10 protein-coding genes are annotated in these 16,704 nt (G+C 57.9%); 4 read left to right on the forward strand and 6 right to left on the reverse strand.

What is annotated here, in order from left to right; all coding sequences use genetic code 11:
* Positions 1 to 4: 4 nt before the first annotated feature.
* From cheB to HFP54_RS21210, 4 genes are all read right to left on the reverse strand, one after another.
* Positions 5 to 1,102 (reverse strand): protein-glutamate methylesterase/protein-glutamine glutaminase, encoded by a 1,098-nt coding sequence (cheB, locus tag HFP54_RS21195; RefSeq protein ID WP_168566697.1) that lies wholly within the window; start codon positions 1,100 to 1,102, stop codon positions 5 to 7.
* Positions 1,103 to 1,133: 31 nt separating this feature from the next.
* A complete protein-coding gene (locus HFP54_RS21200) occupies positions 1,134 to 3,539 on the reverse strand; it encodes a methyl-accepting chemotaxis protein (RefSeq protein ID WP_206036333.1) in 2,406 nt (801 codons plus the stop codon).
* Positions 3,540 to 3,675: 136 nt separating this feature from the next.
* Complete coding sequence (locus HFP54_RS21205) at positions 3,676 to 4,170, reverse strand: chemotaxis protein CheW (RefSeq protein ID WP_146415928.1); 495 nt, start codon at positions 4,168 to 4,170, stop codon at positions 3,676 to 3,678.
* Positions 4,167 to 7,025, reverse strand: coding sequence for a hybrid sensor histidine kinase/response regulator (locus HFP54_RS21210; protein ID WP_168566699.1), 2,859 nt, complete (start codon positions 7,023 to 7,025; stop codon positions 4,167 to 4,169). Before HFP54_RS21210 ends, HFP54_RS21205 begins: the two co-directional genes overlap by 4 nt.
* 643 nt (positions 7,026 to 7,668) lie before the next feature.
* Here HFP54_RS21210 and HFP54_RS21215 point away from each other — a divergent pair.
* From HFP54_RS21215 to HFP54_RS21225, 3 genes are all read left to right on the forward strand, one after another.
* Positions 7,669 to 8,043 carry a response regulator gene (locus HFP54_RS21215; RefSeq protein ID WP_145304550.1) on the forward strand — a complete coding sequence of 125 codons (375 nt, stop codon included), beginning with the start codon at positions 7,669 to 7,671 and terminating at the stop codon, positions 8,041 to 8,043.
* Between the two features lie 138 nt (positions 8,044 to 8,181).
* Positions 8,182 to 8,685 carry a chemotaxis protein CheX gene (locus HFP54_RS21220; protein WP_146415930.1) on the forward strand — a complete coding sequence of 168 codons (504 nt, stop codon included), beginning with the start codon at positions 8,182 to 8,184 and terminating at the stop codon, positions 8,683 to 8,685.
* Between the two features lie 110 nt (positions 8,686 to 8,795).
* Entirely contained in the window at positions 8,796 to 9,839 is a 1,044-nt protein-coding gene (locus HFP54_RS21225) for a ferrochelatase (protein ID WP_168566700.1), read from the forward strand.
* 19 nt (positions 9,840 to 9,858) lie between these two features.
* On the opposite strand, the gene HFP54_RS21230 is transcribed toward HFP54_RS21225, so the two are convergent.
* Together HFP54_RS21230 and HFP54_RS21235 are read right to left on the reverse strand one after the other, a co-directional pair.
* Positions 9,859 to 11,163, reverse strand: coding sequence for a S1C family serine protease (locus HFP54_RS21230; protein WP_197138323.1), 1,305 nt, complete (start codon positions 11,161 to 11,163; stop codon positions 9,859 to 9,861).
* Positions 11,164 to 11,698: 535 nt separating this feature from the next.
* Positions 11,699 to 12,112, reverse strand: coding sequence for a TraR/DksA family transcriptional regulator (locus HFP54_RS21235; protein ID WP_146415932.1), 414 nt, complete (start codon positions 12,110 to 12,112; stop codon positions 11,699 to 11,701).
* A gap of 650 nt (positions 12,113 to 12,762) precedes the next feature.
* Between HFP54_RS21235 and HFP54_RS21240 the strand changes: the two genes are divergently transcribed.
* Positions 12,763 to 16,695 carry an FHA domain-containing protein gene (locus HFP54_RS21240; protein WP_168566701.1) on the forward strand — a complete coding sequence of 1,311 codons (3,933 nt, stop codon included), beginning with the start codon at positions 12,763 to 12,765 and terminating at the stop codon, positions 16,693 to 16,695.
* Positions 16,696 to 16,704: the final 9 nt, after the last annotated feature.

A 16,704-nucleotide genomic window follows, 5' to 3' on the forward strand; every position in this document is an offset into this window, starting at 1 on the left:
CGGATCAGTGACAAACCGCCAACCGTTTTTGTCCCGTCTGAATCAAAGCATCCGCGAACTGGTTCAGCGGCAAGATGCGGTCCGCCAATCCCGCTTCGATGATCTGTCGCGGCATTCCGAAAACGGTGCACGACGCTTCGTCTTGGGCCCAAACGGTTCCACCTGCATTTCGCAGGTGTTGGCATCCCGCCAAACCGTCATCACCCATGCCTGTCATGATGGCCCCCAAAACTCTTCCACCGGTGGCATCACTGGCGGTGCGAAACATCACGTTGACGCTGGGTTTGCAATTGCGTTCCGGTGGCGCGTCGGTGACGCATGCCCGCAACGAACCAGCCACACGATGTACTTCCAGATGTTTACCACCGGGCGCGATGTAGGCGGTCCCACCGATCAATGGCATTTCGTCGGCGGCTTCAACCACGTCCAACTTGGCGTGTCGATCAATGTCACGGGCCATCGACGCGGTGAACATCGGCGGCATGTGCTGGACAATGATGATCGGCACCGAATAGTCGGCGGGCAATTGCGTCAACAAAGCTCGCAAGGCCTTGGGACCACCGGTCGAAATGCCAATCAGAACCGCTTCGATCAATCCGGCGGCACGACGCGACGGCGCGGCAACGGCACGTTTGGTGGCCATGGTCGATCGCGGTGAACGCGCGATGGAAGGCTTGGCCGTTTTCGATGCCGATGTCGGACGACGGCGAACTGCGGAAATCCGCTGGGATAGCTGATCTTTCAGTTCAGCCAGATTTTTTTCCGGGCTGCCGTGACTGGGCTTCAAGATGAAATCAAATGCCCCCAACGACAACGCTTCGGTAGTGGCATCGGCGCCCCGTTCGGTCAGAGCGCTCAGCATGATGATCTTGGTCGGCAGACGATCGCGTTTGATCTGTCGCAGTACCGCCAAGCCGTCCATGCCGGGCATTTCGACATCCAATGTGACAACGTCCGGTCGGAATCGCCGAATCTTTTCGACCGCCGCCTTGCCGTCCCCCGCAACGCCGATGACTTCGACATCACCGATTTGGGCCAAGCAGTCACGAACGACTTTGCGAAACAGAAGCGAATCGTCAACAACAAGTGCAGAAATGGGCATGGATTGATCTTTCATCGATAAGCCGAACGCGCTAGGCGTTGGCCGCAAACTTTTTTGGCTGCGAAGACTCGGACAACTTGAATTGCGACACCAAACGTTGCATGTCGTCGGCCAGTTGCAACAACTGTTCGCCGCTGTCCGCATTGGCGGACGCGTTGGTCACCGTATCGTTCAGCACGCCTTCGACGTGGCTGATGTTTTCGGTGATTTCGCGACTGGCGTTTGCCGATTCGGCGACACCACGTGCCACGGTGCCGGCCAATTCGGCCGTTCCGCCGATGTGTTCGGCAATCTGTTCGGTGGTGATGCTTTGCTCTTCCACGGCGGACGCGATCAAACGACTGAGTTGGTTGACTCGGTCGATCACTTCGCTGATCGCCTGGATGGACTGCACCGCGTCATCGGTGCTGCGTTGCATCGTTTCGATCCGGTGACGGATGTCATCGGTCGCCGTGGCGGTTTGCATCGCCAACTGTTTGACTTCGTGGGCAACGACCGCGAACCCTTGTCCGGCTTCACCGGCACGGGCGGCTTCGATCGTCGCGTTCAGTGCCAACAGGTTGGTCTGTTCGGCGATGTCTTGGATGACGTCGATGACCTTGCCGATCTCTTGGGCGGCGATTCCCATGCCACCCACTTTCTCGTTGGACTGCTGCGCGGCATCAGCGGCTTGACCGGCCACATCCGCGGACTGTTCCGCATTGCTGGCGATTTCGCGAATGGTCTGACGCATTTCTTCAACCGCTCGGGAAACACCTTCAATCCCGCTGGAAATTTCGCCGGTGCTATCGGCCATGCCTTGCATGTTGATCGACAGTTCTTCCGCGGCGCTTCCCATGGCCGACGATTGCGTCTTGCTCTGCTGTGCGCCGGCACTCAGGTCACGTGCCGATTGGCTCAGGTGTTCGCTGGTATGGTTCAGCGTGCTGGCGTTTTGTGCCAGCGATGTGATCATGCCGTGCAAACGATCGGCGAAGCGATTGAAGCTGCGTGCAATTTCACCGAATTCGCCAAAGCGAGTTTCGTCCAATCGGCGGGTCAGGTCCCCATCGCCTTCGGCGATTTGCTGCAGGCTTTCGACCGTCGCGTGCATCGGGTCGGTCAAGGTTCGCGTGAACCAAACCGAAAAGCCACCGATTGCGATCGAAGCCAACACGAACGCCAGAACCGAATTCCAAACACCTGCACTTTGGATGTCGCTGGTCATGGCCAACGTGTTGTTGATTGATGCATAGGCTTCATCACGACCGACATCGGTGATGATCGCCCAGTCCAATCCGCCCAGCTTCAATGGGGCATACGCACTGACAACGTCCGTCCCCAGATAGTTCGTGGTGTCGCAAACGCCACTTTGGCCGGTCAACGCTTGTTTGACCAAGGACGTATGGATCGGCTGTTGTTTGCCGCGAAATGCATTCACCAGGTTGTGTTGCTGTGGTGAAATCCGCGAATCACAACGTTGGCGACCGTCCGATGCAACCATCAACGTTTCGCACGTTTGCCCGAGTCCCGAATCACGAGCCATCAACTGGTTGATACGGTCGACCGGCATTTGGAAGATCAAAACGCCGATCGTTTCGTCGTTGTTTCGAATGGGGCTGGCGATGAAACTGGCAGGCGCCTCATAGCTGGGCCAATAGCACTCGAAATCGACCAGCAGACTTTGGCGGGTGTCATTCAACTTCACCGTTTGCTGGAACACGCGTCCAAAATTGGTATCGGCGAACGCCCCATCGCTAAGGCTGGTGCCATAGTCCAGTTCCTTGAACACGCTATAGACGATATTGCCCGTCTTGGCATCGACCAGAAAGATGTCGTAGTAGCCAAATCGTTCCAGGAAATCACGAATGCTGGGGTGATACTTTTCGTGCAGACGATCGTACTCGGTACCCGTTTCCGCATTGTCCAGGTTCGACTTTTCGCCAAGCGGATGTGGGTTCGCGCCGATGTAAGCGTGCTGCATGGCCAGGGCGTAGCCCGGCAAACGATTCAAGCGTGCCATTGCATCGGCATCGCGTTGCTCGTTTTCCAGCTGGTACTTCTGCGAAAAGTCGACCTGATAGTACTGGGCCAGATCGCGTTGCATCGCGACCAAGTCATCGTCGGACAAGTCGCGCTCCACCGCGTTGCGATGAAAAGCATCGGTGAATTCAACCATCGCATCGACGATCGCGGGACTTTGACTCATCGTCACCACTTGGTTTTCGATGGTGCCAAAGTAGTCCTCGATCTCTTGTTTCTTCAGATCGCGAATCGCTGACAGTTGGGCTTCCAACTTGTCACGCAGGTCATCATTCGCCTGCTCAGCAAGGCGAGCGTTCCCGCTGCGCGATGACATCGCGTTCCAAACAGAAACGGCCAACATTGGTGCCAGTCCGCAAATGAGGAATGCGGACATTAGACGCCCCCGAAGGGCGAACGATCGAAAGACTTTCATCAGAAGTTCCTGCGTTGTGGGGAGACGCAAAATTCCAAAACGCGATGTCCGACAACGTCAGCCGAATGACCATCGCAAATTTGTATCCATGGAAACGATCGCCCCCTTGATGACCGGGCGATCGAAGTTTTGTTGTTTAGGCCAAAACGGGCTCCGCCTTGTCCGATTGGTCGATGGCATTGACCAGACTGCTCGCGTCCAGAACGACGACGATGCTGCCGCTGGTCAGAAAGACCGAATCAATGAAACGTCGGTCGACCGAGCGAAGGTTGGACGGACGCGGCGACAAGTCGCATTGCCGGATCGTCAAGATGTCGGCGATTTCGTCGACCAGGATGCCGATCTGTTCGCCATCGACCCGCAGAACCAAGTTGCGTTGGTTTTCGGGGTTGGTCTGTGACCGAACGCCGAACAACTGATGGGCATCAATCACGGTGACGACTTCGCCACGCAGATTGACCACGCCATGAATCAGACGGCTGGCACCGGGAACGGCCGTGACATCCAGCAAACGATTGATCTCTTGAACACAATCGATTGAGATCCCCAGCAGGATGTCATTCACGCGAAACGTGACCAATTGAATCTTGGACTCGCTGTCCGCTGCATCGGTTGTTATTTGATCAGTCATTTTGCGAACACCTTTGACAGTTGGGTTTGAATGCTGCTTTTCAATTCGGGCTTGTTCATCTTGACCTGGTAGTCGCTGACTCCTGCTTCAAAGCCACGCTTGGTGGATGCTTCATCCGCCAAGCTGGTCAACGCGATGACGGGCAGGTGGCTCAGGTTTTCGGACCCGCGAATTCGACGTGTCAGTTCAATGCCATCCAGTTCGGGCATTTCCACATCGGTGACCAACAGGTCATACTTCTGCGGGTTTTCGTTCAGGGTGATCCAACCTTCTTCGCCGTCCTCGCAAGAGGTCACGTTGTGGCCTTCGTCTTCCAAGAATCGAATCAAGAAATTTCGGAAGAACGCGCTGTCTTCACAGACCAACAACTCGGCCGGACGATCGGCATCCAGTTCGTTGTTTCCTTCGAACCATTCGGGGCGTGCCAGTTCGGTTAGACCGTACAGATCCAACAGGCGGGTCGACTGTTCTTCAATCACGGTGATCCCGGCCACCCCCGGTTCACGCCCCCGGTCACTGTCCAGGCTGATCGAGCATTCGCAGATGTCGTTCAGGTGGGGCGCGACCAATCCCGCTTCGTGGCCGTACACCTTGAAGACAATGACATGCACCGTGTCGGTCTGATCGACCTCGGTCACCGAAACGACACTGTCGATCGTTACCAATGGCAACGTTCCGCCGCGGTACTTCAGCACCATTTGGCTGCCCAGATTGTCGATATCGGTCACCGCCACCCGTTCGATGCGGCTGACGATGTCCATCGGCAATGCGAAGTGATCGTCCTGGCTGACCGACAACAGAACCATTCGGTGCTTGTCGATCAGGGATTCACCGTCGGTTTGCGAATCACCCCGGTCATCTTGACTTTCCGCATCCAGCGACAATTGGACCGATCCAGCGATCCCGGCCGCGTCCAGGATCATGGCAACACGACCATCGCCCAAGATCGTGGAACCGGCCAGCAGCGGCAGATTCGCAAGGTGGCGTCCCAGAGGTTTGACGACGATTTCTTCGCTGTCCAACACCCGATCAACCGCCAAAGCAAAACGAACACGTCCCGATTCGACGACCACAATCTGATCATCTTGCTGGACCGTTGACTTCGGTTCTTCGGAGTTCTCCGCGGGTGGCAATGACAAGATGTCGGCCAGACGAACCAACGGGATCAGGGCGCCACGAAGGTGCAAGACCTCCGCGTTTCCGACGTGATCGATGCGTTTTTCTTTCCCATCGGTTTGAACCAATTCGACGATGTTCGTTTGGGGCAGGGCATAACGACGTTCGCCCAATGAAACGATCATCGATGGCACGATGGCCAGTGTCAGAGGCAAGGTGATACGGATCACGCTGCCACGACCGAGTTCGGATTCGACTTCGACATTGCCGCCGATGTTTTCAATATTCGTTCGCACCACATCCATACCGACGCCGCGACCGCTGACGTCGGTCACCTGGCCAGCGGTGGAAAAGCCAGGTGCAAAGATCAGATTCACCGCATCGCGATCGCTCATTCGCGATGCCGCATCCGCCGAGATCACACCCTTTTCGACGGCCTTGTTTCGCAAGACGTCCGGGTCCATCCCCGCACCGTCATCGCGAATTTCGATCATCACCTTGCCGGCTTGGTGATAGGCCCGCAACAACACGGTTCCGGTGGACGGTTTGCCCGCCGCTTCACGGACCTCAGGCGTTTCGATGCCATGGTCACAGGAATTGCGCACCAGGTGAGTCAACGGATCAGCAATGGCTTCGACAATCGTCTTGTCGGTTTCGACCTCGGTTCCTTCCATCTGCAGGTCGATCGACTTGTTCAGCGACGATGCCAAGTCACGAACGACGCGCGGGAATTTATTGAACACGTTGCCGATCGGTTGCATCCGCGTCTGCATGATGGTTTCTTGCAGTTCAGTGGTCACCTGATCCAGACCACTGGCAATCGAATCCAAGGCAACCGTATCGGTCCCCTGTTGTGCCAACACACGCAACAGTTGATTGCGGCTGAGGACCAATTCACCGGCAAGGTTCATCAGCCGGTCCAGGACGCGAACACCCACGCGAATGCTTGCTTCCGGGCTGCTGGAACCGGACGGCTTTCCGTCGGCACCGCGGGCGGCCTTTGCTCCGCGTTTGGATCCCGCACTGGCGGCGGCGGCGACACCGGTCGATGCCGTTTCCAGCATGGTTTCGGCACCTTTGGCCGCATCACGATCCTTTTCGTCGGTATCGGCCTTGGACGCATCGGCGTCAACCGATTCGTTCGCTGCCTGGTCCGCCTTGGCGGCGCCAGCGGCCTTCTTCCGTGGCGACGCCTTCTTTCGTGTGCTTGTTTTGCGTCGCGTGGATTTTCGGCGTCCTGATGCCGGCTTGGCTTCGACGTCCGCTTGAATTTCGGCTTCGGTTTCGGCGTCGTCGTCTTGAACCACGACTTCGTCGGGTGCCGACTGCTGCTCGGCTTCGACGGGGGTTTCGGTTGGGGCGTCGGCCAGCAACTGGTCCAGTTTTTCACACAGTTCCGCGTTGTCGGTTGCGTTGCTTTGGTCGATGTCTTCGATCATGGTCGAAAGACGATCGGCCGCTTTCAGCATCACGTCGACATTGAAGGGGTCGGGAACCAGTTGATGGTCACGAACGCGGCCCAGCACGTTCTCCAACCGGTGGGCGACTTGATTGATCTGGTTCAGACCAAGGAAACCGGCGGCCCCCTTCACACTGTGGATGGAACGGAACACCGTATTGACCAAGTCGTCGTTGATGTCGGCGCCCAATGCCTCGATCTGCAGCAGTTGCATCTCAACGCACCCGAGATGCTCTCGAGCCTCTTCGACAAACTCTGCAACCAAATCACCGTCGTTCATTTTTTCTGCTTCCCCAGACGTTGGTGGCCGTCACCTGACCGATGACTTGCCTGATCTAACCCCACGTGCACGTGCGACCCTGCGTTTGTCGCTCGGCTTGCGATCGATCGATGTCACATCACCACTCGATCGCGTTACCCGTGCTGATTCGTCCCCTGTGCAGGCAAGCCCGTGCGTCATAGATCCGCGGTCTTGATGCGACCGTCGAACTGCCAGTGCCTGCCTACAGTCCTATAGGTGCAGAAAAGGACGGACCCCTGTGATTGCGTGTCGAAACCACAACGGATTCTTTGGCTTGGGAAGTCTGACCACGGTGCATCCCGAACAATTCGCCCAGTCGTTGTGTTCCCACCCCCTGGCGAACGATATTTATGAGCACGGGCCTGCGACAATTTTGCAACCCTGAGTTTTCGCGGTAGGTTCCCAACAGCCCCCTGCTATCGCCTCCTCATCAACGACAATGAATTGCACCGGAGATCCAACGAATGATCTTCGCGGTGGAATTCAGAAATTCGTCGTTTTCTTTCGGCTCATCGCCAAACATCACGAGCTAGGTTTGTCTGGCTTCGCGAACGCACCGCTGCGCGTCGAACGCGAAGTACCGCTGGACGCATCACATAGAATTGCTCGCAGGATTTCATCGATGAAAGTTTTGGTAGTGGATGATTCGGGGGTCATGCGCAAGATCATTGCACGTGGACTCCACTCACTCTGGATTGACGAAGTGGTCGAGGCGGCCGACGGCGTCGAAGGCTTGGCCATGTTCGGTGATGGATCGGATATCGACTTGGTACTGACCGACTGGAACATGCCCAACATGAATGGGTTGGAACTGGTCCAGAAAATTCGTGCCGCCGGACACAAGCACCCGATCGTCATGGTGACCACCGAGACGGAAAAGTCACAGGTGGTCAAGGCGATCCAAGCAGGCGTCAACGATTATTTGGTCAAGCCATTTGATCAGGAAATGTTGCAACTGAAATTGCAACGCGTTCTGCCGAATCCGCAAACCGCCTAGGGCCGTTTACGTTTTTCCGTTCGTTGATTCAATCCCCGTCCATGCTCACCAATTGCAGATCGGGGATTGGTCAAACTCGGTATTCACCCAAACCTGGCGATCGATACCGTGGCACCTTTCAACCCCACCGGATTGTGAATGTCTGTTGCGATTGATGTACAGCGATCGGCTGCGATTTCCGAGGCCGCCGATGAATCCTTGCGTGATGTCATCGAAACCATGACCGGCGGAACGGTTCGCCAAGTTTCCAGCGATGTTCCGCACGTCGAAGAGGCCGCGACGACCGTCGACCGGTCTCCATTGACGATCACCGTTAGTTTGAGCGGTGAGTTGAACGGGTGCATCGGACTGTGCCTCAGTCGTAACGCGGCGCTTCAGTGGACCGAAGCGATCAGCGGCGAATCGACCGAGGAAATTGACCAATTGGTCATCGACGCCTGTGGCGAACTCGGCAACATGGTCGTCGGCGGAGTGAAACGCCGGCTGGACGATGTTGAACTGAAGATGGGGCTTCCCACGGCGTTTCGCGCCGGACGCGATGGTGTGGTTTTCTGCAGCAGCATGCAGCCGATCTTCTTGGCCTATGAATACGGCGACACCACGCTTGACGTGTTCGTCGCATTGGCGGCGACACCGTCCTGAGCGGGCGTCGCGACGGCGCTGGGCGCCGCGACCGCTTGATCGACGACTTGCTTCAAGAGGATAGTAGGAAGACACACCTGTCGTCCCACTTCCTCTGTTGACCGGTCCCGATGCGCGACAATCTTCCGCCCTACGACTCGTTCCTGTTGGTTTCTTTCGGCGGCCCAGAAGGGCCCGATGATGTGATGCCGTATCTGGAAAATGTGCTGCGTGGAAAACGCGTGCCCAGAGAACGGATGCTGGAGGTCGCCCAGCACTATCAAAGTTTCGGCGGCGTCAGCCCGATCAACGAACAGAATCGCGAGCTGATGGCGGCAATCCTGTCGGAATTTCGTCAGCACGACGTTGATCTGCCGGTGTACTGGGGCAACCGCAACTGGAAGCCTTACTTTGCTGAAACGCTGCAGCAAATGAAGGACGACGGGTGCCGCCGCGCGATCGCCTTCTTCACCAGCATGTTCAGCTGCTACAGCGGATGTCGACAGTACCGCGAAAACATCGCCGAAGCGCAGGCTCAGGTCGGCCCTGACGCACCGATCGTGGAAAAAGTTCGCATGGGGTTCAACCATCCGCACTTCATCGACACCTTGGCCGATTCGGTCCGGCAGGCGGCAAAATCACTTGCGTCCGATCATGTTGCCGACACGTTGATGTTCACCGCACACAGCATCCCCAATTCCATGGCGGATAACTGTGACTATGTCTTGCAACTAAACGAGACGTGTCGGTTGGTGGCCGAAGCGGCCGGGTTTGAAACTTGGGAATTGGTGTTCCAAAGCCGCAGCGGACCGCCCCAGCAACCGTGGCTGGAACCCGATGTGTGCGATCGTATCGAACAGAAACACCGCGAATCACCGATCGGCGGATTGGTGCTGATGCCTGTCGGGTTCGTCAGCGATCACATGGAAGTGCTGTACGACCTGGATGATGAAGCGGCCACCCTGTGCAAAAAGCTGGGCATCCCACTGGCGCGTGCGGCCACCCCTGGAACCGCGCCGAAGTTCGTGCAGATGATTCGCGAATTGGTACAGGAACGAATCGCAAATTCCGACCAGCGGGCGGCGGTAGGCAAGTTGGGTCCATGGCACGATGTGTGTCCCCAAGATTGCTGCCTTTACACGCCGGCACGCCGCCCCGCTTCCGCGGGACGATAGACGCTTGGACCGCGGCCGATCATTGCAAGTCGGTCAACACCACACTGGTGCGATAGCGTTTGCCGTTGCGATAGATGATCATCGGCACCGAATCGCCGGCGGGCGTCAGTCCCACACAGGCAACCAAGTGATCGTCGCTTTCCACCTTGCGACCATTGAATTCGACGATGATATCGCCACGTTGCAAGTTGGCGGTCGCGGCCGGCGATCCCGGACGAACGTTCTTAACCCGAGCACCGCTGTCGTACTGATAGCCGGCGGAAAGCATGTCGGCGGACGTGAACTCGGGATCCAACACGACGCCCAAGTATCCGCGACGCAATTCACCGAATCGAATCAACTGGTCGGCCACTTGGACGGCCATGTTGATGGGAATGGCAAAACCGATGCCTTCGCTGCCGCCGCTGCTGCTGGCGATTGCCGTGTTAATGGCGACGACTTCGCCACGCAAGTTCAACAGCGGACCGCCGCTATTGCCGGGGTTGATGGCCGCGTCCGTTTGGAAGAAGTCTTGCAAGTCGATCTTCTGTTCGCCCAACGACAGGTCGCGTCGTCCCATGGCGCTCATGATGCCGAAGGTGACCGAGTGGTTCAAACCAAAGGGGCTTCCGATGGCGATCACAAAGTCACCGATTTGACAATCATCGCTGTTCCCCAACTTGGCGGCGGGCAGGTCCGACGCTGCGATCTGCATCACGGCGATGTCCGTGTTCTTGTCGGCCAAGACTTTCAGCGGTGACATTTCGCGACCGTTGTCGGCACGCAACAGGATCTGCTGTGGCGATGCACCGGCTATGACATGGCGGTTGGTCAGGACCCAAGTTTCCCCACCGGCACTGATGAGGACGCCGGCCCCCGCCTCGTCGTAAGATTCGATCTGGCCGCCCTTGTTTTCGGTCTTGTGTGCTTCGATATGAATCACACTGGGTTTGACCAACTGGGCGACACGCCGAACCAGGTTGCCCAACCGATCAAAGGCATTGAATTCCTCGGCCAATTCATTGAACAGCCGCTCGCGTTGTTGGTCGATCTGTCGCGCCGATGGAACGTCCCCGCCACGTTCGGCAAAGTGATCGTCGTCGGCGCCGCGCAAGGCTTGAGGGCCGACCGGTGGCACCGGGGATTCCAAGCTGGGCCGGGCCATCGTGATCGGATGTCCGGTTTGGGGACTGACATAGCGTGTTTGCTGTGCCGTGGCCGTCACGGCCCCCATCCACATCAATGCAGCTGTAACGATCGGCGTGGCCCATGCGATCACGCGTCGGTGCGACTGTCGGTTGGAAACAGCAGTTCGCAGATTCGCTTCGTCACCAAGTTTCATCATCGGCATGTCTTGTCGGAGCGATCTTGGGAAAGGGATGGGGGAACGACAGGCGGGACCGCGCGGCGGAACGTCTTGATCTTACGCATCGTCCACCCGATGGGGCCAGCTTCCACCATGTTCGCCGGGGCGCACCTTGACGCTGTCACTGTCAGAACCGAAACAAACGGCGCATTAAAAAACGACCGCACCAATGGTGCGGCCGGTACGCTTGGTTTCTTATGCCGTCGTCGGCAATGCGAATGCGCGACGTGTCAAACAGAAATGATTGTCCCAGTGATCCGGTGCCCGGAATCTGGATCAAGTGGGATTTTGGTTGAACGACATCGCGTCGGCGAACAGGGCGGATCGAACCGAAAAAATCGCTTGGGCAATCCGGACGTATTGCCGCGTCGGACCGATGGATCGTCGGCCCCAATAGGTCAAGTGCTAACGGGCGTGTTTCACAGCAGCGGAACGTTCCCACTGCTTCGTGATAACCTTCGCTTGGTCAATGTTGTCCGGACATGTTGGCCGACGATTCATCCCGTCGCCGGAATCAAACGGGATCCACTTCAGACACATCGAACACACGATTCCAGGCCACCACGTTGCTGCCGTCTTGACCGTCTTCTTCGCGGCGACGGCAATCGATGCAGTCGGTCGCGTAGGGAACCGCTCGCAGCCGGGTGATCGGAATCGGCTTGCCGCAGGATTCGCAATTGCCATACGTTCCCGCTTCGAATCGCGCGATCGCGTCTTCCATTGCCCCCAATTCGCGAGACTCGTTTTCGACCAACTGGCTGTTCAGTTCGTCCTGAATGGTGTCGGCCGCGGCATCCAACGGGTCGCCCGTTTTTTGACCGTGCAGTTCCTGAAGCAAACTGAGATCACCATCCAAGGCGCGTCGCAACGCGTCACGACGGCGGACTAGCGTCACACGCAGTTTGTTGAGGGATTCTTTGCGAGACATGGGTCACCCCCTTCTATCCTCGGTTGGTCGCTGATCTGGATCGTCGACGTGCCGTGTGCGTCACCGCGCGCCGACGACGGGTGTGTCCTACGTGACCAGTGTCACCCTGGTTTGGTTCCCAGCAAAAGTCAGGGAAATCGATTCCTTTCAACGAAAGGACCGAATTTCCGACCATCGCGAAACCGCAATCCGGGGTCGTCATCGCAACGCGCCGGCGGAAAACATCCGAACGTAGCGTCATTTGTTCACCGTCCAGCGACGAAGGGCAACGTCACCAGTAGCGCAGGCGTCGTAATCCTACGAGCCTGACGACGGAAGTCCCGTCACCAGTTGCACGGGAAGTAAGCAATCGCCGGGCCATTCGTTGGGAAATACCGCCTGAGTCGGTTCTAACGGGCGTTCAGCCCCCATTAGAAATCCAACCACTGATAGCGGACAGTTCACGAAATCTGCACAACGGACACCCTCCACAGGGCTATCCATGCCCCTCTCCGATTTTTCCGATTTCATTGCCTGATCGTTCCAGGTTCACTCATCGACAGTCGCTACGGCGTCGATAACGGAAGAGTATCGAAACGCGCCGCGACCGAATCGGTCGATCATCGGGATCCAGTCGGTTGGGGCGAACATCGAGGCAAGGGATTGCACAGGTGAGCGTGAATCAAGACACAACGACCGGATCGTTTCAAATCGAAGCGATCATCGGCGCACCGACGAACCACACCAACGTCTCCGAGGGGGCGAAGGATCCGGCCGGGGTGGCTCCCATGGCAATCGACTCGGGACCGCCCGAATCAGCCGTCGCCACAACTCAAGCGGCGATCGAGTTTCGCGTATCCCGCCAAGACGCGCCGACCCGGCGCTTGCGACTGGCCGGTGCTCGGTACACCTTCGGCAGTGGTTCCTCGTGCTCGATCTGCTTGGACGATCCGTCGCTGCAGCCGCTGCACGCGATCCTGATCCGCGAAGGCGATCGGGTCCAAATGCGTGCCCATTCGATCCCGATCGAAATCAACGGTTCGCGAACCACCGAGGCCGTATTGTCGGTGGGCGACCAAGTCCGTTTGGGCAGCTATCGATTTGAATTGTTATCGATAGCCGCCTCCGTCTCCGTGCCGGCTGTCGATCCGGTGGCGGCCACCGCGACGCAGACGCCGGGCGATCCGTCGACACGACAACACCAGCGGGACGATGAACAGGACATGGGACGTTTATCGTTTGACGATGCGGGCATGTATGGGGAACCTTCGCTGGACCTGGCGTCCTTTGAAAAGCCCACCTCACGTCCGCCCGAAGATGCCGCCGCGTCGTCGGAAACGGTCTTACAACAATCACCACCGCTGCCTGATTTGTCGGGCGTATTGACCGGTGAGGTCATCGACCATCAAGTTTGGCAAGACCGACTGCGCCGCGAAGTCCAGTTGTGGCGTCAGCGTCAAGAAGAATGCGAACGCCTGGTCCAACGATGCACCGATCGCGAATCGGAATTGCGTCAACGTGAATCGGAATTGTGGAGCAGGGCAGAGCGTCTGCAGGCTCGCGAAGCCAATTTAAAGGCGCAAGAATCGGCCGCCTACGAAATCCAACGTGAATACTTGGTCCAGCAAGAAGAACTGCAACAGCTGCGCAAGCAACATCAGCAGCAGTCCGACGACTGGAACCGCCGCAACGAAGAATACCGACGCCGGGAAAACGAGTACCAAGCTCAGGTCGAACAAGCATCTCGGCAACTGGAACAGTCGCGCAGCCAGACCGAAACCGCGACCCAGTCGGTCGCCCGCATGCGACAGCAGCTGTCAGCGCTGAACCACCAGTTGGCCAGTTTGTCCCAAAACCAGGAAGAACTGGAACAGCGTGAGCGAAAATATCGCGCTGAACTACAGCAACAGACCGAACATTGGAAAGCCACACTTGCCGACGCGGAATCCAAACAACAAGCGTCCCAACGTGAATTGGCGGAACTAAAGGAAGCGAAGGACGACAGCGACACACGACGTCAGGATGCCGAGGCACGTGTCCGCGAAATGACGGACAGCTTGCAGTTGGCGCAGTCCCAGGCCGAAGAGCAATCCGCCAAACTGGCGGCCAGCGAATCGATCGCCGAAGAACTGCGTGTCCAAATCGCGGAAATGCAACAGGAATTGCAGGAAGCCCAATCCGACACGGCACGACTGCGCGACGAGTGCGAACAAGCCCAACAGCAAATCCAGAGTTTGGAACACGAAGGCGTCCAGATTCGATCGGATTCTGACCAGCAACGCAGCCAGTGGGAAGCCGAAACGGTCCAACTGCGCGAGTCGGTCCAGCAACTGAGCGATGAACTTGCCGTCGCCAACGAACAGCTGACGAAGTTGCAGCAGAACAACGACGAACTGTCCGACAAGCTGCAACAGATTCGCCAGCAACGCGACGAAGCCATCGCCGAGTCGGAAAGCCGCCCATCGGCCGACGACCTACAACGCGTCCGCGATGAACTGCAAGACGCCACCCAGCGTCTGAGCGACTTGCAAAACCATCACGAAGACGTTCTGCAAGAACTGGAACAGGCACGTCACGCTGTCGACGTTCAACAGGCCGCCACACCAAGCGAACCAGATCTTTCGGCCGTCGCCGAAACGCCGGCCGACGAATTGTCGCCGGCGGAGCTATCGGAACCTGAATCGGCGGATCCCAAACCCTCCACTGCAGCGTTGGAGATTGTTGAACAAGCGGCTGCACCGGAGCTGCCGGCACAGGAAGCGTTGTTGAGCGACGAACAAGCCGCACCACAGTGGCAGGATGAACACGACGCGACCGTGCCCCAAGCGGAGTCGCCCTTGTCCGTCGTCGACGCCGATGTGTGGCCGACCTACGACCATGTCGAATCACAATCGGCCGACGATGCATCCGCAACAGCGGACGATCACAGCGTCTCCACCGCCGAAGACACCTCCATGTTGTCTAACGCGTCCGTCGTCGAGGATGCGACGGAATCGATTCCAATGACGCCACCGGATTTGGGATCGGATGTCGATCACGAATCACAGGTCGAACCATCCCCGGTCGCTGAATCGGATCCGGCCGCCGGCATGCCCGATGCGACCGACGATTCGGCATGGGACATGCCGGTTGCAACACAACAAGATGCATCAGAACCCGAACCATCGGCTGCAGTGATGCAGGATGCAACCGGATCGATCGCTGAAGACGCTGCGGAAGATCCCTGGGCTTCGGTGTCAACAGACTGGGAAGATCAAGAAACATCGATCCCCGACGGTGAAACACCCGCGGTAGCCGAACAGACGGAAACTTCAACGGGCTCCTCCGAAGACTCATCGGGGTTCGACCCGTGGGCTCAAGCCAGCGAACCGGCACAATTGAGCCGAGAGGAGATCGAAGCGGCGAAGGCCAGTTGCCAAGAAGATGCTGAGACAGAAAGCGAACCTGCTGACGCGGGCGTCGACATGACGTCGATCTGGAGCGAGCCGGAAGCGACCGACTCCGATTCGTCGAACATCTTTCACGAACCCACGGTTCTGACCGAAAGCGACCTTGCATCCGACACCTCGGATACGTCTTGGACGCCGCCCGCTGCCGACGAAGACTTGTCGGCACTGGATGACGCTGAACCATCGTTTGCGAGCGAATCTGACCAAGGCCTGGAACTGGTGGCCGATCCGAGTGAGATCTCCGAACCAGAACAGGCCACCAATTCGGACTCGGACGATGCGACACGTTTCATCGCCGAAGGATCGTTGGCCCAACAACTGTTAAGCGACATCGCCGCGGACCAATCCCAACCGATCGAAGCGGTGGATGCGTCTGAGCCCGCCACCGAAGATGCCGATCCGCAGGAGAGCGAATCCACTTTTGCGGGCACATTCAACCTGGCCGATTGGCAGGATGAAAACCAAGACGTCGCGGACCCATCGTCGATCAGCGAAAACGCCGGTGCCGAGGAACTTGGCCCCGCGCCTGTCCAAGAAGTCGCCAGCGAAGTTGCCGCCGATCCCCAGCCGACGCCCGAACCGGCCGCCACCGGTTCCGTCGCCGACGAAGAACCCGAAGACGACTCGATCGAAGCCTACATGAATCGTCTGTTGCAACGTGTCCAGAACGGGCCAAACGCAACCGGCGCGACAGGCGGCGGATCAGCACCCACGCCTCAGAAAGACGCATCGGCGGCGGCCGAGGAAGCACCGGCGGCAGAGATTCCGGTCGAACCCGAACCGGTCATTGACCCCAACGCGCCGCTGATCGCTCGTTCCGAAGCCCCCGAAAAGCACACGAACTTGTCGGCCATGCGAGAGCTGGCCAATGATTCCGCTCGCAGCGCGATCAGCCGCAGCACCAAACAGCAAATCCGTGACACCCAATTGCGTGGCATGTCACGTCTGTTGGTCGCCGCCGTGTTTGCCATCAGCGGGCTGGGCGTTTTTGTTGCGTCACCCATCATGTGGGTCAGCCTGCTGGGTCTGCTTGCCGGGATCATCGCTGCGGCGCTTTACGGCCGCGAAGGCTGGATGCTGATCCGCGATTCACGCCGACGTCTGATGATGGCTCAAACCGCCCAGGAAACTCAGCCGAACCAGGACGAATCCTAGGGCCACGAC

The organism is Crateriforma spongiae, from assembly GCF_012290005.1.
GTDB lineage: Bacteria > Planctomycetota > Planctomycetia > Pirellulales > Pirellulaceae > Crateriforma > Crateriforma spongiae.

Coding starts and splice junctions, on each gene's coding strand:
- cheB (WP_168566697.1), bottom strand. CDS start 1,102: ATGCCCATTTCTGCACTTGTTGTTGACGATTCGCTTCTGTTTCGCAAA.
- HFP54_RS21200 (WP_206036333.1), bottom strand. CDS start 3,539: ATGAAAGTCTTTCGATCGTTCGCCCTTCGGGGGCGTCTAATGTCCGCA.
- HFP54_RS21205 (WP_146415928.1), bottom strand. CDS start 4,170: ATGACTGATCAAATAACAACCGATGCAGCGGACAGCGAGTCCAAGATT.
- HFP54_RS21210 (WP_168566699.1), bottom strand. CDS start 7,025: ATGAACGACGGTGATTTGGTTGCAGAGTTTGTCGAAGAGGCTCGAGAG.
- HFP54_RS21215 (WP_145304550.1), top strand. CDS start 7,669: ATGAAAGTTTTGGTAGTGGATGATTCGGGGGTCATGCGCAAGATCATT.
- HFP54_RS21220 (WP_146415930.1), top strand. CDS start 8,182: ATGTCTGTTGCGATTGATGTACAGCGATCGGCTGCGATTTCCGAGGCC.
- HFP54_RS21225 (WP_168566700.1), top strand. CDS start 8,796: ATGCGCGACAATCTTCCGCCCTACGACTCGTTCCTGTTGGTTTCTTTC.
- HFP54_RS21230 (WP_197138323.1), bottom strand. CDS start 11,163: ATGATGAAACTTGGTGACGAAGCGAATCTGCGAACTGCTGTTTCCAAC.
- HFP54_RS21235 (WP_146415932.1), bottom strand. CDS start 12,112: ATGTCTCGCAAAGAATCCCTCAACAAACTGCGTGTGACGCTAGTCCGC.